The following is a 21,198-nucleotide window of genomic DNA, read 5'->3' on the forward strand; positions in this document are numbered from 1 at the left end:
GAGCAAGCGTCACACCCAAACCCGCGGGATGTGAGCAAGCGCCACACCCAAACCCGCGGAACGTGAGCAAGCGTCACCACCAAACCCACGGAACGTGAGCAAGCGCCACACCCAAACCCGCGGGATGTGAGCAAGCGTCAGGGATGCAAAAATGCCCGCCACCTCGAGAGGCAACGGGCATTCACGCTTGATGAAGTATCTCTACTTCTTATTGCGGCGCTGGTGGCGAGTCTTGCGAAGCAGCTTGCGGTGCTTCTTCTTGGCCATACGCTTGCGGCGCTTCTTAATAACTGAACCCACGAAAGTTCCTTACAAACTAGAAGTTCCTGTCTGTTGGAACACATCCGCGGAAGCAGACAAGCACAACTGACAGATTCTTACATTGACGTAAAACGTTCCTTAACAGAGTACCGCTTCAAAGGGGTACCCCATGACCACGGTCCGTTGGACGGACCCCGGCAGCCTCAGGCGGTCTCGGATTGTCCGTCCACCACAGCACCTTTGAGGTACTGGGCCACGGCTTCTTCGGGGACCCGGAAGGAGCGGCCAAACCTGACGGCCGGCATTTCCCCTGAGTGGACCAGGCGGTACACGGTCATTTTGGAAACACGCAAGACGTCGGCCACTTCAGCCACCGTCATGAATCGCGCATTCGAGAAGTTGGTCTCCGCGGACATTTCCCATATTCCTTTGCTCTCAGCCGACTAGGACACCCCCAGGAAACGGTGTGACGATGCTGAGCCATCAAACAACCATGTGCTAGATACTCTAGAGGCTGATGGGGCCTATGTGAAAGCCTTTCGACGAAGTGGGATACTACTCCCCCGAGACTTCCCGGCGCTTCCGGGCTGAGGCCGCGAGCTGCTCCAGCACCGAAGCGGTGACATCCCATTCCATGCAGGCATCAGTAACGCTCTGGCCGTACACGAGCTCCTGTTCACCGGCCAACTGCTTGGCAACATCCAGGTTCTGCGCACCGCCCACCAGGAAGCTCTCCAGCATGATGCCGGCAATCGGGGAGGAAGCACCTGCTTCGAGCTGGGCTCCGATCTCCAGGGCAACCTCTGCCTGGCGGTGGTGGCTCTTGCCGCTGTTGGCATGGCTCGCATCAACGATCAAGCGCGGGTTGAGTCCCTTGGCCGCCAGTTTGGCGGAAGCCGCTGCCACATCGTCCTGCGAGTAGTTCGGTCCCTTGCGTCCGCCGCGGAGAATCACGTGCGTGTCCGGATTGCCGGAGGTCGCCACGAGGGCCGCCCGGCCGTCGTCGTCGATTCCCAGGAAGGCCTGTTCAGCGGCCGAGGCGCCGCAAGCGTCGATGGCAACCTGGAGGTCGCCGTCGGTACCGTTCTTGAAGCCGATCGGCATGGACAGGCCCGAGGCGAGCTGGCGGTGGATTTGGCTCTCGGTGGTGCGGGCACCGATGGCACCCCACGAGACCAGGTCAGCCATGTACTGCGGGCTGATGGGCTCCAGGAATTCGGTGGCTGTGGGCAGGCCCAGGGCGGTGACCTGCTTCAGGAAACCGCGGGCGGCACGAAGGCCTGCAGCGATGTCGTGGCTGCCATCCAGGTGGGGATCGTTGATGAGCCCCTTCCATCCGACGGTGGTGCGCGGCTTTTCGAAGTACGTACGCATCACGATCAGCAGGTCTTCCTTGTGCTTCTCGGCCTGGCTGACCAAGCGGCGGGCGTATTCAAGTCCGGCTTTGGGATCGTGGATGGAGCAGGGTCCCACGATCACCAGCAGGCGGTCGTCGACGCCGTCCATGATGGCGCGGACCTGGTCACGGCCACGGTCGACGACGGCTGCTGAGCGGGCGTCCAGCGGCAACTCGGCGATGAGGTCCTGCGGGGCCGGAAGGGGCTCGAAGCGGGCAACCCGCAGGTTGGAGGTGGCGGGCTGCGCGGCGTCCGTTGCGGCTGCGGAATCGAGCGCTTCGATGGATTCGGGGGCGGTGCTGGTCATGTCTGGGTCCTGTCCGGGATACGGAGCGGGCCCCTTTTCAGAACCCGCCGGATATGGCGAAGGGCAGAGAATCATCTCTGCCCTGTTGGCTCTGAAGGAAAGTTGGATGCGTGTCAGTTAGACGCGGGCCCCTCCAGAGCCAACGAAAAATACGCATACCAACGGTTTGTCATAGCCACACCATAACCGCGCCCGATCAAACCCGGCAAATCGTGTTCATCATGATGACAAAAGTTTGCGCAGGAACTGCAACTGCTTGATCCAGTGGTGTTCCTGGCCGCCCTCGTGGTTGTTGAAGCGGTACACCTCGATGTCCTTGGCGGGCGCGCTGCCCTTTGCCCGGGAATCAGCGCCGTAGTTGTTGTAGCTCGCGAATACCGTGGACGGCGGGCAGATATCGTCCATTTGGGCTGCTGAGAACAGCGCCGGGACGCTTGCCGCCCGGCCAAGGTGGACGCCGTCGAAGTAGTTGAGCACCGCCAGCATGGGCTCGTAACGGTCGCGGTGGCGGCCCAGGAAACCGGCGATCTCCGGGTACGGACCACGCGGGGCGATGTCGATGGCGCGCGGGAAGTCCTGCAGGAAGGGGACGTCGGGCAGCGCGGCGATGACGCCGTCGAGCCTTCCGGCCGTCAGCCCGGCAGCCGCCACAGTGATGCCGCCGCCCTGGCTTATGCCGGTGAGGACCACCGCGGAAGGGTCGACGGCGGGATGGTTCTGTGCCGCCTCTACCGCGCGGAAGGCGTCGACGTAGACCCGGCGGAAGTAGTAGTTGTCCTGGTGGTCGGCACCGCGGGTCATCAGGCCCGCATAGTTGACCTCGCCCGCTGAGGGGTGGGGATCCGGGGTATCCCCGGCGACACCACCGTAGCCCTGCCCGCGGGTGTCCATGATGAAGTGCGCATAGCCGGCCTGCGCCCAGCGGGTGTTCTGGTTGACCAGGCCGCGACCGCCCGAGTAGCCGATGTATTCCACCACGACGGGTAGCTGCTGCCCGGCCTCAAGGTGGGCGGGCACGTGCAGCCAGCCTCTGATCCGGTCTCCCCCGAAGCCGGAGAACGTGACATCGAACGTGTCGATCACGCTGAGGTAGTTGTCCACCGGTTCGAACACTGCATCGAGCGGAACCATACGGGCTTCGGCGATGGTCCGGTCCCAGAATTGATCCAGGTCGGCCGGCGGGAGCGCTGGTGAGACGTACTCGCGGAGTTGCTCGAGGGGGAGGTCAAAGAGAGGCATGAGGACATCCTACGTCATGGTTCTGAGGGCGACGCCACCGGGCAAAGCCGACTTTTTTGAATCGTTACATTTCTTCGTACCCCGCGCTACACTGATCTGTAGCTACCATTGGAAAGCGCTTGCTAAGTAGAGTCTTAGCCAGCACAGTACACCGTAAAGACTCCGACGACGACGTCACGCGCCTTCGTTGCAGCCCCAGCAGAGGAGAGCCATGGACACCCCATCTTTCGAGCCCGCCATGGGTTCGAGGCCCTTGCAGAGCACATCGGGAACCACCCCGGTACGGGCACGGGTTGYTTTGGTAGGAGTCCATGGATTCGGCACTCACCACCTCCACAACCTTGAGCGGCTCGCCGCCGATGGAATGGTGGAACTTGTTGCGGTGGCAGACCCCAATCCCCCTGCTGCAGGAGGCTTGCCGGGCACCACGGCGGTCCACAGCACACTGGATGAACTGCTTGCCGCAGACCACCGCCCGGACATCATCATCGTGGCAACACCCATCCAGACCCACGCACCCCTGGCACTGTCCGTGCTGGCCTCCCATGCGGACCTCTACCTGGAAAAGCCCCCTGTGGCATCCATGGCGGATTTCCTGCGGCTGCAGGAAGCGGCATCCGCGACCGGCCGGAGTGTCCAGGTGGGGTTCCAAAGCCTTGGCTCACATGCCCTGGCCGCATTGGAACAACTGGCGGCCGGCAACTCCACGGCGGACTTCCCCGGCATTGGCACCCTCAAGGGAATCGCGGCGACCGGGCGTTGGGTCCGGGACCGGGCCTACTACAAACGCTCGCGCTGGGCCGGAAAGCGCAGCCTGGATGGCGTCGACGTGGTGGACGGCGTGGCTACCAACCCCTTGGCCCATGCGATCGCGACGGCCCTGCGCATCGCCGGGGCACGCGAACCACATGACCTGGCCTCGGTGGAAACCGACCTGTACCGCGCGAACGACATTGAAGCCGACGACACCTCCGTGATCCGCCTCCGGACCCTCGGCGGCCTACCGATAACCTGCGCCCTCACCCTCTGCTCGGCCGAATCAATGGAACCATACATCACGCTGCAGGGCACTAAAGGAACAGCTGTCTTCCACTACACCGAGGACCGCGTGGCCGTCACCACGGAGGCGGGCGAAAGCAGCCGTGTCTTCGGGCGCGACGACCTCACCGGGAACCTGATAGAGCACCTGGCCACCGGCGTACCGCTGATCAGTCCACTCCAGCACAGCGGTGCGTTCATGCGTGTTGTGGAAGCCATCCGCACTGCGGAACCGCCCCAGCCGATCTCGCCGGACTTCGCGGAGTGGGTGGGCACAGGCCAGCAGGCCCATGCGGTGATTCCGGGCATCCAGGACGCCGTGGAACGTGCGACGCATGCCCACGCAACCTTCGCCGAATTGGGCCTACCTTGGGCACGACAGGCAACGAGGAACACCGAACCGCTGTTCGCGAACGGACCGTCCGACACCGTCCTTCGGAACGGGAGCGGCCTCGAATCCTGGCTCTCGCCCCGCCCTTACCTGCACCCCGTCAGCACCCCGTCCGGGACAGTGGTGACGGACCATCTTCCGTCGGACCACGTCTGGCACCTAGGGGCTGGTTTCGCGCTGCAGGACGTCAACGGGAGCAATTTCTGGGGAGGTCGAAGCTACCGGCGGAGCGCCGGAAAGTACGTGGACCTGATGGACCACGGCCGGATCGAGATCGCCGCTGCTGCCCGCGCTGCCGACCACACCGCCTTGGACCTCGACTGGTTCGGTTCGGACGGCAGCCTCCTCCTCCAGGAACGCCGGACCTTCGAACGGACCGCCATCACCGCCCGCACGTGGCGACTGGACATCCGGACCCGGCTCACCGCCGTCGTCGACGCCTCGCTGGGGAGCCCGGGATCGCATGGTGCCCCCGGCAGCGGCTACGGCGGATTCTTTTGGCGGCTTCCGGCAAACGCCTCGCCGCGCGTCTTTTCCTCCACAGCCGGCGGCGAATCCGCCGTGCACGGCTCGGTTTCGCCCTGGTTGGCCTGGACGGGAGAGTTCGACGCCGGCCCTGCCACCTTGGTGTTCGCCGCACCCCGGGAGTCGGCGGACCCATGGTTCGTCAGGTGCGGGGGCTACCCGGCCGTTGGCTCGGCTCTGGCCTGGGATGAGTCCGTCGAGTTGGCTGCCGGTGAGACGCTGACGCGGACCAACTCCGTCTGGATCAGTGACGGCTTGCTGGATCCGCGGGAGATCGAGGACTTGGTTACGGCTGGACGCGACGACGCCCTGAGCCCCACATCAGGAGGCCAATGATCACGGCGGAGGCCATGCCCAGGGCACCGGTCACCACCAGACCGGTCCGCACGCCGAAGTCTTCGGTGAGCCACCCCGCCAGCAGCCCGCCCAACGCATGGCCACCCAGGAGCAGCGGAAAGTAGAGCGCCAGGACCCGGCCCCGGACATGCGCGCCGGCTTCAAGCTGCACGGCAGTGGCCGCGCTGGTGAGGAAGACGAGCGTCATGAAGCCAACCACCACGAGCATGGCCACGAACCATTCCTGCGTTGGCATCACGGCGGCGATCGCTTGTGTCAACCCAAAAAGGCCTGCGCTGGCCACGATTCCTTTCCGGCCAAAGCGCTTGATCCGGGTAGCCACCAGCGCCCCGGCCAACGCGCCGAGGGCACTGACGGTGTTGAACAAACCGAAGCCCGCGGGACCGCTGTGCCAGACCCGGTCGGCGAAGGCGGCCAGCACCACAGGACCGTTCATTCCGAAGGCACCCAGCAAGCCTGCCAGCAGCATGGTGAGGAGGAGTCGTGGGCGGGCACGGACGAAGTGGAATCCCGCCAATACCCGGCCTTTTCGCACCGTAGGATCAGGCACCACCGGCGAGTGATGGAGTTCCCCGGGCCTGATGGCTGCGATCATCACCAGGACCGCTACGCCAAGGCAGGCATTGGCCGCGAACGCCGCCGCCGGGCCTGCCTGGGCAATGACAACGCCTGCCAGCGCGGGTCCGGCCATGGCCCCCAGTTGGCCGATGGCGCTGTTCAGTCCGATGGCCGCCGGCAACCCGGCGTCGCCCACCACTTCGTTGACGAAAACCTGCCGTGCGGGGCCGTCAATGGCGCTGGTTACTCCCAGTGCGATGCACGCGGCGTAGACAACCCAGACGTCGCTGCCTCCCATCGCGTTCCAGACAGCGAGCCCGGCAGCCAGGACGGCGGCCACCGATTGGCAAACAACGAGAATGCGGCGTTTGGGGAATAGGTCCACCAAGACACCGCTGACCGGGCCCACCACCAGCATGGGCAGGAATTGGAGCGCGACGGCAAGACCCACGGCGGCCGGGCTGCCCGTGAGCTGGAGAACCAGCCAGTCCTGGGCCAAACGCTGCATCCAGACCCCGCCGCTGCCCACCAACGAGAGGGCCACAAAGATCCGGTAGTTGTGGTGCCGCAACGGATAGTGCCAGGTCTCGACCGAGCGGGCCCGTGGGCTTGCAGGCTGAGTGGGGGTGGATCGACGTGGAAAAAGGCGCGGTGGAAAGGGGCGCGGCGACACTGGGGGTCTGCTCGATTCAGCTGGGTCGGTGGGGAGTTTTTGTACAGCTGATGCCTTTAAGAAGGCTTCTTTAGGGCATCAGCTGTACAAAAACTCCTAGTGGTGGGAGCGGATTTTGACGGCCGCAGCGGCCAGGACTAGGGTTCCGGGGACAATGACGAACAAGGCTTGCAACATCCAGACGAACACCACTGCCATGAACACGGCCGCGAGCAGCAGCAGTGAGCCGCTCCAGTCACGGAGCGAATCAGCCTTGGCACTGGAGTAGGCAGCAGCCCAGCGCTGTGGTCCGGGGACGTCGGCGGGATGCCGGTCGGCGTCGCCGTCCCAGGCCACTCCCCCGCTCCAATTCGCGACGATCCGAAGGAACAGCACGGCGCCGGCCGCAGCCAGGATCAGCGTGGCGGGCAGGATGACTGCCCGGCCGGGCAGTTGGCCCACCAGGGCGAGCAGCAGGTTCAGGACAAGCACGACGGCGGCTGCCGCCGTCGTGATTCCGATCTTCCAGCTGCCGGGCAGCGCACGGCGGAAATTCCCCCACAGGCTGCGGAGCGAATCGTCCCTGCCGCTGAGGTGCCTCTCCAGGTGCGCGACGCCGGCCGCGTAGGCAGCCGGCGCCGTCACCAAGGGGATGGACAGGAGGAGCACGATGACTCCCGCCAGGATGGTCTCGGCGAAGAGGGCAAAACGGTTGACCGGAATCCCGGGCTTCGGCGAGGACTTGCCAGTGGCGTCCATGGTGCTCATTTCTGTCTCTCCCCTAGCCCTTGAGGCCTTGTGTTGAAACGCCTTCGACGATGTAGCGCTGGAAGACCAGGAAGAAGACCAGCACGGGCAGGAGGGCCAGGACCGACATGGCGATCATCGCTCCGTAGTCCGATGACTGGGTCTGGTCCACAAAGAGCCGCAATGCCAACGGCAGCGGGTACTTCTCGGGGGTGTTCAAGTAGAGCAGCGGCCCCAGGAAGTCGTTCCAGCTCCAGATGAAGGAGAAGATCGACGTGGAAATCAGGGCCGGTTTCATGAGCGGGAGCATGATGGAACCGAAGATGCGGACGTGTCCTGCGCCGTCGATGCGCGCTGCTTCGTCCAGTTCGGCCGGCAGTCCGCGCATGAACTGGACCATGAGGAACACGAAGAACGCATCCGCTGCCAGGAACTTGCCGATCAGCAAGGGCACGTAGGTGTCTACGAGGCCCAGCTGCTGGAACACGATGTACTGCGGAATGATCACCACGTGGAAAGGCAGTAACAGGGTGGCGATCATCATGCCGAAGAACAGTCCGCGGCCGGGGAAGTTGATCCGGGCGAAGGCGTAGGCGGAGATGCTCGCTGAGAGCACGGTCCCGACGACGGCGCCGACGGCCAGGATCAGCGAGTTGGTGAAGAACGTCAGTGTGGAGACCCCGCCGATGCCTTCCATGGCCGTGGCGAAGTTGTCGAAGCTGAAGTTGTTCGACCACAACGCGTTGTTCGCGCCGCCGATTTCGGAGTTCGGTTTGAAGGCGGAAGTGATCATCCACAGGGCAGGGTAGAGAACCATGGCCACCAGTGCCAGGGCAATAATGTGGAAGATGGCGCTCTTGATCCGCTTGGCCATAACGGATTCGGACTTCGGGTTGTAGGCCGGCGCCGGAGTGCTTGGCGTGGACTGGATGGGCGTTGCCGTGGTTGTCATTTTGAATCACCGCTGTAGTGGACCCAGGACTTGGAGGTCTTGAAGAAGATCAGCGTGATGATGCCGACCACGATCACCAGGAGCCAGGCCATCGCCGAGGCGTAACCCATCCGGAAATCGGAGAAACCGCGCAAGTACAGGTAAAGGGTGTAGAAGAGGGTGGATCCTGCCGGGCCGCCTTCACCGTTGGAGATGATGTAGGCCGAGGCGAAGATCTGGAACGCGTGGATGGTTTCCATCAGGAGGTTGAAGAAAATCACCGGGGACAGCATGGGCCAGGTGATGTTCAGGAACTTCCGGACCGGTCCGGCGCCGTCCATTGACGCTGCTTCGTAAAGGTCCGTGGGGATCTGCTTGAGGCCGGCGAGGAAGATCACCATGGGGGCGCCGAACTGCCACACGGTCAGCAGGATCATCATGCCCATGGTCATGTTGGGGTTGCCCACCCAGCCACCGAGGTTGATTCCGAAGAAGGACAGTCCCTGGTCCACGGGGCCGGAATCGCCGAACATGGCCTTCCAGACGATTGCGATGGACACCGATGCGCCGATCAGGGACGGGGCGTAGAACGCGGACCGGTAGAAACCCTGGCCCTTGCGTTTGCTGTTGAGCAGCATCGCGATGGCCAACGCCGCCGCGAGCTTCAGCGGGGTACCGAAGACAACGTATTGCAGGGTCACACCTACCGACTGCAGGAAGCGTTCGTCCTGGAAGAGGGTGGTGTAGTTATCGAAGCCGATCCATTTGGGGGCATCAAAGAGGTTGTAGTTGGTGAAGGAAAGGTACAGCGAGGAAATCATCGGTCCTACGGTCAAGGCGATGAATCCCAGCAGCCAGGGCAGCAGGAAGGTGTAGCCGGCGCGGGCGTCCGCCCCGCGCCGCCGCGACTTGCGCGGCTGCGAGGGAGCGGAGGCGGTGCGCCTGCTCAGGGTTGGGCTTTGAGTCACGAGATCAGTCCGTCAGTTGGGAAGCCAGGATCAGACACGGAAGGTCTGGATCAGGCGTTCTGCTTGATGAGGTCTTCGGCTTCCTTGAACCACGCATCCACTGCGCCGTCCACGGTGAGCTTTCCGTAGTTCAGGTCCTGGGTGACCCGCTTGAACGTGGACTCGAGGGTGCCGAACCCAACGATGGGCGGCTCCGGTGCGTCCTTGAGGTACTTTTCAATGGACTTCTCGTAATCGACGACGAGCTTGTCGGTGCCTTCGAAGGTGGTTCCGTCACGCTGGGTCTTCGACGCCGGTACACCGCGGGAGGTCTTGAAGATCTGGCCGACCTCGGGATCGTTGACCATGAAGTCGATGAAGCGTGCAGCAGCGTCCTTGTACTTGGTCTTCGCGCTGGCCACCATCAACATGGACGGCTTGAGGAACAGGCCCAGGTTGTCCGGATCATCCGACGGGACCGGCACCAGCTTGAGTTCCTTGGCGCCGCTGTCCGCGAGGTACCCGGCCATGAAGTTGTCCCAGGTGACTTCGGTCGCGGTGACATTCGAACCGAACGGAGACTTGGGCAGCAGCTGGGTGGCCTTGTCTTCGCCCACAATCGCACCGGTACCGCGCAGGTCCGCGGTGAGGTTCCACCACTTCTTCAGGTCGTCTTTGGAGAAACCGAGTTTGCCTTCGTCGGTGAAGGCCTTGATGTTGTTCTGCCGCAGCCAGATGTTGAAGTTCCACCAGATGCCCGTGTAGTCGGTGCCGCCGAACAGTGTGCCGTTACCCTTGGCGCCAACCTCAGCCAGGAAGGCGTTGAATTCCTTGTAGTTCCAGGAACCGTCCGGCTCCGCAATGCCCAGTGAAGCGAGCTTGGCGGGGTCGTAGTACACCGCGAATGCATTGGTGCTGGTGGGGATGCCGTAGGTCTTGCCGCGGATCTGGCCCGAGGGAAGGAGGGACTTCTCAAAGGCGTCCGTGTTGATCTTTACTGTGCCCAGGTCCAGGAGCTGGTTCCGCTGCCCGTAATCGCGCAGATAGGACAGGTCCCACTGCATCACATCCGGCAGGCCACCGCCGGCGGCCTCCGTAGCACGCTTCTGCCAGTAGCCCGCGAAGTCCGAGAAGTTGCCGTTGACCTTGATGTCCGGGTTCTTGGACTCAAACAACGCAATGGCCTTGCGGGTACGTTCGGCACGGTCGTCGTTGCCCCACCAGGTGTAGGTGATGGAGACGGGGTTGTCCGCGGAACCGGTCTGTCCGCTGGACGACGACGACTGGCCACAAGCGGAGAGGAACGCGGCAGATGCAGTGCCGAGAGCCACCGTGGTGAGGAATTTCCTTCTGTCGATCATGAGAGCCTCCTTGCTCAGTTGGTGCAAGCTTTCCGAGTTTCTGCAACGTGGCAGTGATCTCGCTTACACTCGTTCTGAATCGATACAATATCCTCAATGGACCATCTGGGCAAGCGTTTTCCAAAGACAGTGGGTTTCGCCCATTTCCACACACAGCTTCCATCCAAATCCGGCAACCCGAGCAAGGAGTCCCCATGACCTCCCCCGAAACACCCCACCGACCCGACGTGTGGAGCAGCCTGGACGGCATCGCTTACGGCGGTGACTACAACCCGGAACAGTGGCCCGAGGACGTCCGTTTAGAAGACATCGGACTTATGAAGGAAGCGGGCGTCACCTTCCTCAGCGTCGGGATCTTCTCCTGGGGCCTGCTTGAACCCACCGAGGGCAACTACGATTTCGCCTGGCTGGACGATGTCATGGACAACCTCCACGGAGCCGGCATCAAGGTTGCCTTGGCCACAGCTACCGCATCACCGCCGGCATGGCTGGCCCGCAAGTACCCCGAAATCCTGCCCGTCACGGCGGAAGGAACCAGACTTGAGAGGGGCTCCCGACGCCACTACACGCCGTCGTCCGCCGTGTACCGCAGGTACGCCACCACCATGACGAGGGTCATCGCCGAACGCTATAAAGACCACCCGGCCCTGGCCCTCTGGCACGTGGACAATGAACTCGGCTGCCATGTGGGCGAGTTCCACGGCGAAGAGGACGCCGCCGCGTTCCGGGCCTGGCTCGAGCGGCGATACGGCTCCATTGAAGAACTCAACGAATCGTGGGGAACGGCCTTCTGGTCCCAGCACTACGCGTCCTTTGACGAGATCATCCCGCCAGGTGCCGCCCCCACCACCCTGAACCCAGGGCAGCAACTTGATTTTGCCCGGTTCAATTCGTGGGTGTTCATCGACTACTACCGCGAACTGCTGGCAGTCATCCGGGAGGTCACACCTGACATTCCGGCCACCACCAACTTCATGGTGTCCAGCGCTACCAAGTCACTGGACTACTTCGACTGGTCCAAAGACATGGACGTCGTGGCAAACGACCACTATCTGGTGGCCGCCGACCCCGAGCGCCACATCGAACTGGCCTTCAGCGCCGATCTCACCCGCGCCGTGGCGGGCGGTGCGCCCTGGATCCTGATGGAGCATTCGACATCAGCGGTCAACTGGCAGCCGCACAACCAGCCCAAAATGCCCGGCGAAATGCTGCGCAACTCACTCAGCCACGTGGCCCGCGGCGCTGACGCCGTCATGTTCTTCCAGTGGCGGCAAAGCAAAGCCGGATCAGAGAAGTTCCACTCCGCCATGGTCCCCCATGGCGGACGCGAAACCCAGGTGTGGCGGAACGTCGTGGAGCTCGGAGAAGCCCTGTCCAAACTGGAACCGGTCAAGGGTTCACGGGTGGACTCCAAGGTGGCGATCGTGTTCGACTACGAGGCCTGGTGGGCTTCGGAACTGGACTCGCATCCGAGCAATTCGCTTAAGTATCTGGACACCATGCGGGCCTTCCACCGGGCACTCTACCTGCAGGGAATCAGCACCGACTTCGTCCATCCCGGCGCCGATTTGTCCGGCTACGAGCTGATCCTGGTGTGCACGTTGTACTCCGTGACAGATGCGGCAGCAGCTTCCATCGCCGCAGCCGCGGCAGGTGGAGCCACTGTCCTCATCAGCTACTTCAGCGGCATCGTGGACGAGAAGGACCATGTGCGCCTGGGTGGCTACCCCGGCGCTTTCCGGGATCTCCTGGGAATCCGCAGCGAGGAATTCCACCCGCTGTTCCCCGGCGCCATCATCACCCTGAGCGACGGCACTGACGCTTCGGTCTGGAGCGAACACGTCCACGCGGAACCGGCGACACACGTGGAGGCGACGTTCACCGGCTACCCGCTGGAGGGCGTTCCGGCACTGACCCGGCGCAGCGTCGGGACGGGATCGGCGTGGTACCTCGCCACCCTCCCGGACGCCGCCGGGATTGAAGCGCTGACCGCACGACTGGTTGAAGAAGCCGGGGTGAGGCCGGTGACCGAGGCCTCCGTCGGCGTCGAGCTGTCACGCCGGCGGTGCGACGACGGCCGGACCTTCCTGTTTGCCATCAACCACGGCACCGAGGACGCCACCGTCAAGGCCGACGGCGAGGACCTCCTCAGCGGGGCCCGCTTCAGTGGAGTGGTTCCCGCCGGCGCCGTCGCAGTCATCGCCGAAAGCTGACCGGCACGCAAAAAACCGTGCCCCGGACGGATCACGAATGATCAGCCCGGGGCACGGTTCCTGCTGCGACGTTGCTAACTGATGGCGGACTTCATTTCGTCCACTGCCTTCTTGCCTGCTTCTTCCGCCGAAAGCCTGTCGAACATGACTTCCGAGGTGTAGCGCTTGATGATTTCCTGGATGGCACCTGCACCCTTCGGCGGAGCCGCCGGCGCATCACCGAGCTCGTCCTTGATGGCGCTGATGAAGTCAACCACCTTGACGTCTGCCTTGGCCAGCTTGGGCGCGATAGCCTCCCGGACCTCGGAGTTCGGGTAGACGCCGCGGTCAGCGAGGAGGATCTCGCCGGCCTTGACGTTGTTGGTCAGGAAGTCGATGAACTTGGCGGCTTCTTCAGGGTGCTTGGTCCGTGAGGACGCAGACCAGAACTGTGAGGCCTTGTACCAAAGCCCGGCATCGTCAGCCTTGCCCGTCTTGGACGGGAACCGGAGGATCTGGAGTTCGCCGCCCGCTGCCTTCTCAAGGGCGGGGAGCTGGTTGGACCACCAGAACGCCATACCGTTCTTGCCGGTTGCCAGCCCGCTCTGGTCGAGCGGCGCAGCTTCCGCTTCAACGATTTCCGACGCCGACGGGACTGCCTTCTTCTCGCTCATCTCCTTGAGGAATTCCCAGTAGCCCTTGATGTCATTGGGCTCGAAGCCAAGCTTGCCGTCCTGGGTGTAGAGCGACTTGCCGTTCTGTCGCAGCCAGACCCCGAGCGAAGCCTCGTCCGTGCCGTAGGCTGCGGCACCGTAAGTCCCCTTGGGAGACTTGGCGGTCACTTCGGCGGCAATGCGCTCGAAGTCTTCCCACGTCCAGGTCTTGTCGTCCGGGAGTTGGACGCCGGCTGCCTGGAAGACTGCCGGGTTCGCGAGAATTGTCGCTGCATTGATGCCGGCCGCGATGCCTGTGAGGCCCTTCTCGCCCTTGCCTGCGTTCAGCGCAGCTTCATCGAGTTTGGAGGTATCGATGTCGTACTTGGAGAGGTCGAGCAAGGCGCCTCGGGTGGAGTATTCGGTGATGTACTTTTCGTCCATCTGAATGATGTCCGGAGCGTCGTTGGCAGCGACCTGCGTCGCGAGCTTGTCCCAGTATCCGGACCAGTCGCCGAACTCAGCCTTGACGGTGATGTTGGGGTTCTCGGCTTCGAACGCCTTGATGGCTTCCTGCGTCAGCTGGGCCCTCTTGTCCCCACCCCACCAGGAGAAGCGGAGCTCCACTTTGCCGTCGGCGCTCTTGGGTTCCGAACCTCCGCCGCAGGCGGTAAGTGCAAGGACCGCTGCGGCCGTAGCGGCGATCAGGGCAGAGGCTCGGAGCTTGCGCTTGGTGCGTTTGGCCTTGGCCACCAAGGGTCCTCCTGTTGACGTTGCTGCTGCGGGGGCGACTGCTTCACCCTCTGGATGTACGGGCACTGATGTCTCCGATCTTCGTTGATCCTGATGCGATGGAAAGATTGAGAAAGCGTTTTCTTGCTTGGTATTTATGGTACAAGTCACATTCTTGTATGACAAGGATGTCATTTTGTTCTTGTCCGGGACGTCCGACGGCGGCCACTCACCCGGAGGGGGCCGCCCCCTCCGGATGGAGACCGGCACGTCTACTTGATACCGGTGGTGGCGATGCCCTTGATGAGGAACCTCTGGCCGAAGAGGAACACCAGGAAGACCGGCAGCAGGGACACGATGGACATCGCGAACAGCGATCCCCAGCTGGTGGCCGACTGCGAATCGACAAAGGCACGAAGGGCGACGGGAACTGTGAACATGTCCGGGTCCGTCAGGTAGATCAGGGCCCCGAAGAAGTCGTTCCAGGTCCAGATGAAGGTGAAGATGGTGGTGGTGGCCAGGGCCGGGACCATCAGCGGAAGGATGACCCGGAGGAAGATCCTGGGGTGCCCTGCGCCGTCAATGCGCGCTGCTTCATCGAGGTCCTTCGGAATGCCGCGGATGAACTGGACCATCAGGAACACGAAGAACGCATCCGTGGCGAGCAGCTTGGGAACAATCAGCGGCCAGAAAGTATTTACCCAGCCGATCTGCGAGAACAGGATGTACTGCGGAACGATCACCACGTGGAACGGCAGCATGATGGTCAGCAGCATGATGCCGAAGAACAGCTTCTTGCCGGTGAACTGCAGCCGGGCGAACGCATAGGCAGCCATGGAACAGGAAACCAGGTTGCCAACAATCGAGCCCAGGACCACGATCGCCGAGTTGATCATGTAATGACCGAACGGGTGGGTCAGCGCCGACCAACCATCCGTGTAGTTGCTCATTTCAAGGTTGTTCAGCCACAGTCCGGGCTCACGGAAGATGAGGTCATTCGGCCGCAGGGAAGAGATCACCATCCACAGCAGGGGGTAGATCATCACGCCGCCCACAATGATGAGGATCGCGTGCTTGATCAGGCCTTTGACGCGGGCACTGCGGCTGAAAGCCAGGCTTCCGCGGGATTCACGCCGGCGTGGGTTCTTCCCGGACTTTTCGGCGGAACCGCCATTAGCGGCGGGGAGGGTCTGGAGTTTAGTCATCGTAGAACACCCAATACTTTGAAGCGATGAAGTTGATGGCAGTGAAGACACCGATGATGACCAGCAGGAACCAGGCCATCGCTGAGGCGTAGCCCATATCAAACTGGCCGAAGCCCTTTTGGTAGAGGTACAGGGTGAAGAACATGGTGGAGTCGGACGGTCCGCCGTTGCCGCCGGAGACGATGAACGCCTGGGTGAACGACTGGAACGAACCGATGATCTGCAGCACCAGGTTGAAGAAGATGATGGGGCTCAGCATCGGCAGGGTGATCCGCCAGAACTGCTGGAGCGTGGTGGCCCCATCCACCTTGGCTGCCTCGTAGTACATCACCGGAATCTGCCGCAGCCCGGCCAGGAAGATGATCATGGGGCTGCCGAAGGTCCACACGTGGAGCAGGATGATGGATCCGAGAGCGGTATTGGGATCCGAGATCCAGCCCGGCCCTTCTATTCCGATCATCGCCAGGACCTGGTTCACCAGACCGGTGGTGCCGAAGATCTGCTTCCAGAGGATGGCAACAGCCACGGAGCCGCCCAGCAGGGAGGGCAAGTAGAAGATGGAACGGTAGAACGGCAAACCGCGAAGGCCCTTGTCCAGGACGAGGGCGATCACCAAGGCAACCGCCAGCTGCAGAGGTACGCCGACCAGCACGTAGGTGAACGTGACCCGTAGCGAGTTGTGCAACCGGGCATCGCCGAACATTCGGACGAAGTTGTCCAGGCCCACCCATTCCGGAGGCTGGAGGAGGTTGTAGTCCGTGAAGGACAGGTAGAGCGACATGAGCATGGGCCCCACCGTGATGACCGCCAGGCCAAGCAGCCACGGAAGGAGAAAGACGTAGGCGGCCTTGTTGTCGCGCCCGTTTGCCTTCTTCTCTTCCTTGGTCATGGGGCCCTTGCGGCGCGTCATGGTTGAGAGTTCGCCAATAGCGCTCATTGCTTCCCCCTCGCCGTCCCGCGGGCGCCTTGCGGCGTCCCCGCGTATTCGTATGCGGCCATGTGGTCTCCTTTGGTCATCGTGGCCATCCACGGAGTACGAGTGTGGTTGGTGTTTGCCTGCCGGGACGTCGCCGATGCTCTGGCGCTACCCCTTCGAAGTGCCAGGATGCGGGTCCCGGTTTCAGCGGCTCCGTACCAAAGTAAACGTTTTCTTGACCCATGTACAGCCTTTTGCTAATTTTTGAGAAAGCGTTTTCTTGCGAACTCGCCCAATACGGTTTTCCACGCTGAAGAAGCCCGGCGTGCGCATTCGCATACCCTCCGCATCGACAAGGCAGGACACCATTGTTTCCCACCGACCCCGCCTGCCATGACCCGAACTGACGTGGCAGGGCCATCCACCCGCCCCACCGCGCTGGGTGGTTACGAAGACTGGCCCGTCTACCTGGCATCCCATCGCCATGAGGCGGACTCCCCGGAGCGCAGGGACCTGGCCGATATCTTGGGCGTGCCCGCAATAGCTTCGCGCCTTTCGTACACGACTCACCGGGAGACGGAGCACGACGGCGTCATCACCTCCTCGCTGTCCTGGCAGTTGGGCTTCGGGCCCCGGACAGCCGCTTGGTTCGTGCGCCCTGCACAAGTTACCGGCCCGCTTCCGGCCGTGCTCGCCCTGCACTGCCATGGCGGGATCAAGTTCTACGGCGCCGAGCGATTGGTGGCCCTCCAAAATCAGCCCGGTCAGCCCGCCGGGATCCCGCCTCTGGAAATCCGGGCCAGTCTTTACGGCGGGCGGGCACTCGCTACGTGGCTGGCACAGCAGGGTTTCGCTGTCCTGGCCCACGACGCTTTCATGTGGGGCAGCCGCCGGTTCGTCCTGGATCCACTGCCGCGGCGGGCGGCTACCGCAGTTGACGGCCAGCAGGCACTCTGGCGGGAGGCCGGCGTCGAACCTTCCGCGCAGCAACGCTACGACGCCGCGGCGGCGGTCCATGAGGAAACCGTGGCGAAAGCGGCGGCACTCATGGGAACCACCATTGCCGGGACCGTTGCCCACGACGATCTGGCGGCGTTGGAAATCCTCGCCACGCTGCCCGGGGTGGACCGGGACCGGATAGCCTGCCTCGGGTTTTCAGGCGGGGGCGGCCGGGCCTTGATGCTTGCTGCCCTGAGCCCTGTGATCCGCAGCTATGTGGTGACGTGCATGATGACTACCTTCGCCTCGCTGCTGCCGGCGTACCTGGATGCGCACTCGTGGTTGCTGCACTCCCCCGGCCTCGCCAAGCTCGGGGACTGGCCGGACCTGGCCACGCGGTCCCCGGCCCGTGTGCTGGTCCAGTACGCAATGGCTGACGCCCTCTTCCCCGAGCAGGGAATGCGCGACGCCCACGCCCGCCTGTCCCGGCAACTGCCGCGCGGGCTGTACACCGGCAGCTTCTGGCCGGAACCACACGTTTTCACCCCGGCCATGCAGGAGGAGGCGGCAGCGTTCCTCGCCACCTCCCTGCAGCCCCGGCACCGCATCAATTCACCCTTACCGGACCGCACTAGGACAGACTCATGACCCAACCCTCAACCACCGTCACAGTGGACGCCCGCCCCCGGCTTCCCCGCATCGCATTGGTGGGTGTGCACGGCTTCGGCGAAAGGCACCTGGAAAACCTTGGGCGCCTGGGCGCTGACGGCGTCCTTGAACTGGTGGCCGTCGCCGATCCGCTGCCGCCGGCCGACGGAACTGTCGGCCCCGAAGTGGAAGTTTTCGCTTCCCTCGACGAGCTCCTCGCAGCAGGGACGGCCCCCGATGTCGTCATCGTTTCCACGCCGATCCAGACGCACGCGCCCCTGGCACTCGCTGCCCTCCAGGCCGGGGCCAATGTGTATCTGGAAAAGCCGCCCGTGGCGTCCATGGCGCAATACGAGGAAGTGATGGCAGCTGCGGCGAGCGCCGGACGACTGGTGCAAGTGGGGTTCCAGAGCCTGGGTTCAGAAGCCCTTCCCGCGATCGAAGCCCTGGTGGCATCCGGCGGAATCGGCGAGGTCCGGGGCATCAGTGCCACGGGGTTGTGGCTGCGGAACAAGGCATACTTCAAGCGTTCCCGCTGGGCGGGCAAGCGCAGCCTCAACGGAACGGACGTGGTGGACGGCGTGGCCACCAATGCCCTGGCTCACGCCGTGGCAACCGGGCTGCGACTTGCAGGTGCCCGGACCGTGGCCGATGTGCAGTCCGTGGACACGGACCTCTACAGGGCAAACGACACCGAAAGCGACGACACCTCCGTAGTCCGGGTGCGGACAACGGACGGCACTGTGCTGACCTGCGCACTGACGCTTTGCGCACCCGTACAGTCCGAGCCGTCGGTCACCGTGTTCGGCACACTGGGCCAGCTCACGCTCTCCTACACGGAAGACCGCGTGGAGATCACCACCGCAGAGGGGGTCCGGACCGAAACCTTCGGCCGTGCCGACCTGCTGGAGAACCTGTTGGGTGCACGGAGCGAAGCGGAACTGCTCAGCCCCCTCAGCGACGCCGGCGCATACATGGCGGTCCTCGAGGCCATCCGCACTGCCGAATCGCCACGGCCGATACACCCGGACCGGGTGACATGGGAGGGCGACGGCGATGACGCCCACCCCGTAGTCCACGGCATTGAATCCCTGATCCAACGGGCAGCACTGGGCCAATCAACCTTCGCGGAGCTCGGCGCTCCATGGACTGTGTCCGGTGGGCCCACGCTCGAGATCAACGGAACCCCTGTTGCGACCCTCCGGGACGGGTCCCTCATCCGGGCAACATCTTCGCCGCGTCCGTACCTCCACCCTGTGCGAACCCTGGCCGGAACCGTCGTGACCGATCACATCCCGGAGGACCACGTGTGGCACTTGGGCGCGGGCGTGGCCCTCCAGGACGTGGATGGCATCAACTTCTGGGGAGGCAGGACCTACACCCATGATGCCGGAGCCTATGTCTGGCGGAAGGACCACGGCAGGATCGTCCTTGATTCCGCGGAACAGGGCGACGGGTACAGGCAGGAGCAGCTGAGCTGGGTAGGACCCGACGGATCACCTGTGCTCCGCGAGCAGCGCGGGTGGCGCTGGGCCGCCGTCGGGAATTCCGCGTGGAAACTGACGCTGGACTTCACACTGGAGTCCGCCACCGGCCGTCCTGTGCTGCTGGGCAGCCCGGGCTCCAACGGGCGGCCACAGGGCGGTTACGGCGGCTTCTTCTGGCGTTTGCCGAAGGTTGGCGATGCCACCATCTGGACCCCGGAAGCCCGGGGCGAGGACGCCGTGCACGGCAGCGTTACACCGTGGCTGGCGTGGTCGGGAACTTTCGACGCCGGGACCTCCGGCGCGGCGCAGGCCACGGGCGATCCCGGGCTGGGACACCCCGCCACACTCGTCTTTCTGGCCGCTCCGCAGGCTCCGGACCCTTGGTTCGTCCGGCACGCCGGCTATCCCGGCGTCGGGCTCTCCCTGGCGTGGGACCGGCCCGTGGCGACGAAACCCGGCCGCCCGGTCCACCGGACAGTGACAGTACTTATCGCGGACGGGTTCCTCGCGACACAGGACATCGAACAACTCATCACCACTTTGGGGGAACAGGCATGACCACACCTACTCAATCCGCCGCGGTTCCGGCAACCACCGCTCCGGGCAACGTTGCAGACCGTGCCGTGAAGCGTCGTCGGGTCCTGGACATCCTTGACGCTGCGGGCCACGACTCATTGCTGCTCACGTCCAACACCGCCCTCACCTGGTACCTGGACGGCAGCCGGGTGCACATCAGCCTGGCCGGAGACCCCATTGCGGCCCTCCTGGTGGACCGCAGCGGCGACCACCTGGTCACGTTCAACAACGAGGCCGCGCGGATAGCTGCCGAAGAATTGCCGGCGGGCGTCAGCCTGGACACTGTGCCGTGGCACGGGCAGTTGCATGCGGCAGCGGCGGCCCTGGCCCTCGACGGCAACCCGCTGGTGGAAGCAGCCGTCCCCGTGGAGCTACGGGCTGCCCGCCAGCAGTTGCTCCCCGCCGAAACAGCCCGGTACTCCGAGCTTTCGGTCGATGCGGCGCGGGCGATGACAGACGTCCTGACGGCCGCAACCCCGGAAACAACGGAATTCGAACTGGTCTCGCAGCTGGCCGCCCGCATTGTGTCAGTGGGCGCCGAGCCACTGGTCCTCCTCTGCAACGGTGCCGGACGCAGCGACTTCCGGCATCCCTTGGCCACCCACTCCCCGATCGGCCGCCGTGCCATGGCCGTGGTGTGCGCACGCCGGAACGGCCTGGTTGCCAACGTGACCCGGTGGGTGGCTTTCGACGCCGGCACTCCCCAGGAGCTCGACGCCGAGGCCCGCATCGCAGAAGTGGAGGCCGACATTTTCCGGGCCACGGTCCCGGGAGCACGGCTCAACGAGGTCTTCACCGGGATCAAGGCAGCTTACGCCCGCCACGGATTCGGTGATGATCAGTGGACGCTTCACCACCAGGGTGGTCCCGCAGGCTACGCGGGCCGCGACCCCCGGGTCACCGCAGAGGTCACGGACACCATCGTCCTCAACCAGCCCTTCACGTGGAACCCGTCCGGGCCCGGAGTGAAGATCGAGGACACCGTGCTGCTCACGGATTCCGGCCTGCGCGTCCTGACCGTAGACGAGCGGTGGCCGACCACCGACGTGGACGGCCGCCGTCGTCCCCTGACCTTGCGCCCCTGACCCTGCAGGTAACGCGAAAAGGGGCGGGGTCACCGTGATGGTGACCCCGCCCCT

The 21,198-nt window shown here is 63.8% G+C and carries 17 protein-coding genes; 5 read left to right on the forward strand and 12 right to left on the reverse strand.

Features of this window, described 5'->3' with window-relative positions:
- Positions 1 to 201 precede the first annotated feature (201 nt).
- The 4 genes from AB4Y81_RS04165 to AB4Y81_RS04180 all read right to left on the reverse strand — a co-directional run bounded on the left by AB4Y81_RS04165 (position 202) and on the right by AB4Y81_RS04180 (position 3,204).
- The gene (locus AB4Y81_RS04165; RefSeq protein ID WP_003792170.1) at positions 202 to 300 is read right to left on the reverse strand and encodes a 30S ribosomal protein bS22; all 99 of its coding nucleotides are present in this window, start codon (positions 298 to 300) and stop codon (positions 202 to 204) included.
- Between the two features lie 164 nt (positions 301 to 464).
- Positions 465 to 677, reverse strand: coding sequence for a helix-turn-helix domain-containing protein (locus AB4Y81_RS04170; protein ID WP_017199160.1), 213 nt, complete (start codon positions 675 to 677; stop codon positions 465 to 467).
- Positions 678 to 816: 139 nt separating this feature from the next.
- The gene (locus AB4Y81_RS04175; protein WP_039242783.1) at positions 817 to 1,965 is read right to left on the reverse strand and encodes a 3-deoxy-7-phosphoheptulonate synthase; all 1,149 of its coding nucleotides are present in this window, start codon (positions 1,963 to 1,965) and stop codon (positions 817 to 819) included.
- A gap of 219 nt (positions 1,966 to 2,184) precedes the next feature.
- Positions 2,185 to 3,204 (reverse strand): acetylxylan esterase, encoded by a 1,020-nt coding sequence (locus AB4Y81_RS04180; RefSeq protein WP_441995391.1) that lies wholly within the window; start codon positions 3,202 to 3,204, stop codon positions 2,185 to 2,187.
- 211 nt (positions 3,205 to 3,415) lie between these two features.
- Here AB4Y81_RS04180 and AB4Y81_RS04185 point away from each other — a divergent pair, with 211 nt between their 5' ends.
- Positions 3,416 to 5,494 carry a DUF6807 family protein gene (locus tag AB4Y81_RS04185; protein WP_441995392.1) on the forward strand — a complete coding sequence of 693 codons (2,079 nt, stop codon included), beginning with the start codon at positions 3,416 to 3,418 and terminating at the stop codon, positions 5,492 to 5,494.
- On the opposite strand, the gene AB4Y81_RS04190 is transcribed toward AB4Y81_RS04185, so the two are convergent.
- From AB4Y81_RS04190 to AB4Y81_RS04210, 5 genes are all read right to left on the reverse strand, one after another.
- On the reverse strand, positions 5,445 to 6,746 hold the full coding sequence (locus tag AB4Y81_RS04190) for an MFS transporter (RefSeq protein WP_441995393.1): 1,302 nt from the start codon (positions 6,744 to 6,746) through the stop codon (positions 5,445 to 5,447). The genes AB4Y81_RS04185 and AB4Y81_RS04190 overlap by 50 nt on opposite strands.
- 96 nt (positions 6,747 to 6,842) lie before the next feature.
- Positions 6,843 to 7,493, reverse strand: coding sequence for a Poxvirus protein I5 (locus AB4Y81_RS04195; RefSeq protein WP_441995394.1), 651 nt, complete (start codon positions 7,491 to 7,493; stop codon positions 6,843 to 6,845).
- Positions 7,494 to 7,506: 13 nt separating this feature from the next.
- Entirely contained in the window at positions 7,507 to 8,424 is a 918-nt protein-coding gene (locus tag AB4Y81_RS04200; protein ID WP_018776990.1) for a carbohydrate ABC transporter permease, read from the reverse strand.
- Positions 8,421 to 9,371 (reverse strand): carbohydrate ABC transporter permease, encoded by a 951-nt coding sequence (locus AB4Y81_RS04205; RefSeq protein WP_018776991.1) that lies wholly within the window; start codon positions 9,369 to 9,371, stop codon positions 8,421 to 8,423. The genes AB4Y81_RS04200 and AB4Y81_RS04205 overlap by 4 nt, the downstream gene beginning before the upstream one ends.
- A 50-nt stretch (positions 9,372 to 9,421) precedes the next feature.
- Positions 9,422 to 10,711, reverse strand: a complete 1,290-nt coding sequence (locus AB4Y81_RS04210) for an ABC transporter substrate-binding protein (protein ID WP_413305038.1) — start codon at positions 10,709 to 10,711, stop codon at positions 9,422 to 9,424.
- A 194-nt stretch (positions 10,712 to 10,905) separates the two neighbouring features.
- Between AB4Y81_RS04210 and AB4Y81_RS04215 the strand changes: the two genes are divergently transcribed.
- On the forward strand, positions 10,906 to 12,924 hold the full coding sequence (locus AB4Y81_RS04215; RefSeq protein WP_441995395.1) for a beta-galactosidase: 2,019 nt from the start codon (positions 10,906 to 10,908) through the stop codon (positions 12,922 to 12,924).
- Positions 12,925 to 12,998: 74 nt separating this feature from the next.
- On the opposite strand, the gene AB4Y81_RS04220 is transcribed toward AB4Y81_RS04215, so the two are convergent.
- The 3 genes from AB4Y81_RS04220 to AB4Y81_RS04230 form a co-directional block, all read right to left on the reverse strand.
- Positions 12,999 to 14,375, reverse strand: coding sequence for an ABC transporter substrate-binding protein (locus AB4Y81_RS04220; protein WP_055971174.1), 1,377 nt, complete (start codon positions 14,373 to 14,375; stop codon positions 12,999 to 13,001).
- 185 nt (positions 14,376 to 14,560) lie between these two features.
- Positions 14,561 to 15,493 (reverse strand): carbohydrate ABC transporter permease, encoded by a 933-nt coding sequence (locus AB4Y81_RS04225; protein WP_018776995.1) that lies wholly within the window; start codon positions 15,491 to 15,493, stop codon positions 14,561 to 14,563.
- Positions 15,486 to 16,430 (reverse strand): carbohydrate ABC transporter permease, encoded by a 945-nt coding sequence (locus AB4Y81_RS04230; RefSeq protein ID WP_026267057.1) that lies wholly within the window; start codon positions 16,428 to 16,430, stop codon positions 15,486 to 15,488. The genes AB4Y81_RS04225 and AB4Y81_RS04230 overlap by 8 nt, the downstream gene beginning before the upstream one ends.
- Positions 16,431 to 16,802: 372 nt before the next feature.
- Between AB4Y81_RS04230 and AB4Y81_RS04235 the strand changes: the two genes are divergently transcribed.
- Genes AB4Y81_RS04235 through AB4Y81_RS04245 form a run of 3 tightly spaced genes read left to right on the forward strand, consistent with a single transcriptional unit; the run spans position 16,803 to position 21,144 of the window.
- Positions 16,803 to 17,996: a dienelactone hydrolase family protein gene (locus AB4Y81_RS04235; protein ID WP_441995396.1), complete on the forward strand. Its 1,194-nt coding sequence runs from the start codon at positions 16,803 to 16,805 to the stop codon at positions 17,994 to 17,996.
- On the forward strand, positions 17,993 to 20,041 hold the full coding sequence (locus AB4Y81_RS04240) for a DUF6807 family protein (RefSeq protein ID WP_441995397.1): 2,049 nt from the start codon (positions 17,993 to 17,995) through the stop codon (positions 20,039 to 20,041). The genes AB4Y81_RS04235 and AB4Y81_RS04240 overlap by 4 nt, the downstream gene beginning before the upstream one ends.
- The gene (locus AB4Y81_RS04245; RefSeq protein ID WP_441995398.1) at positions 20,038 to 21,144 is read left to right on the forward strand and encodes a M24 family metallopeptidase; all 1,107 of its coding nucleotides are present in this window, start codon (positions 20,038 to 20,040) and stop codon (positions 21,142 to 21,144) included. The genes AB4Y81_RS04240 and AB4Y81_RS04245 overlap by 4 nt, the downstream gene beginning before the upstream one ends.
- The last annotated feature ends 54 nt before the right edge of the window (positions 21,145 to 21,198 follow it).

This window comes from Paenarthrobacter sp. TAF1, from assembly GCF_052113825.1.
Taxonomy (GTDB): Bacteria; Actinomycetota; Actinomycetes; order Actinomycetales; family Micrococcaceae; genus Arthrobacter; species Arthrobacter nicotinovorans.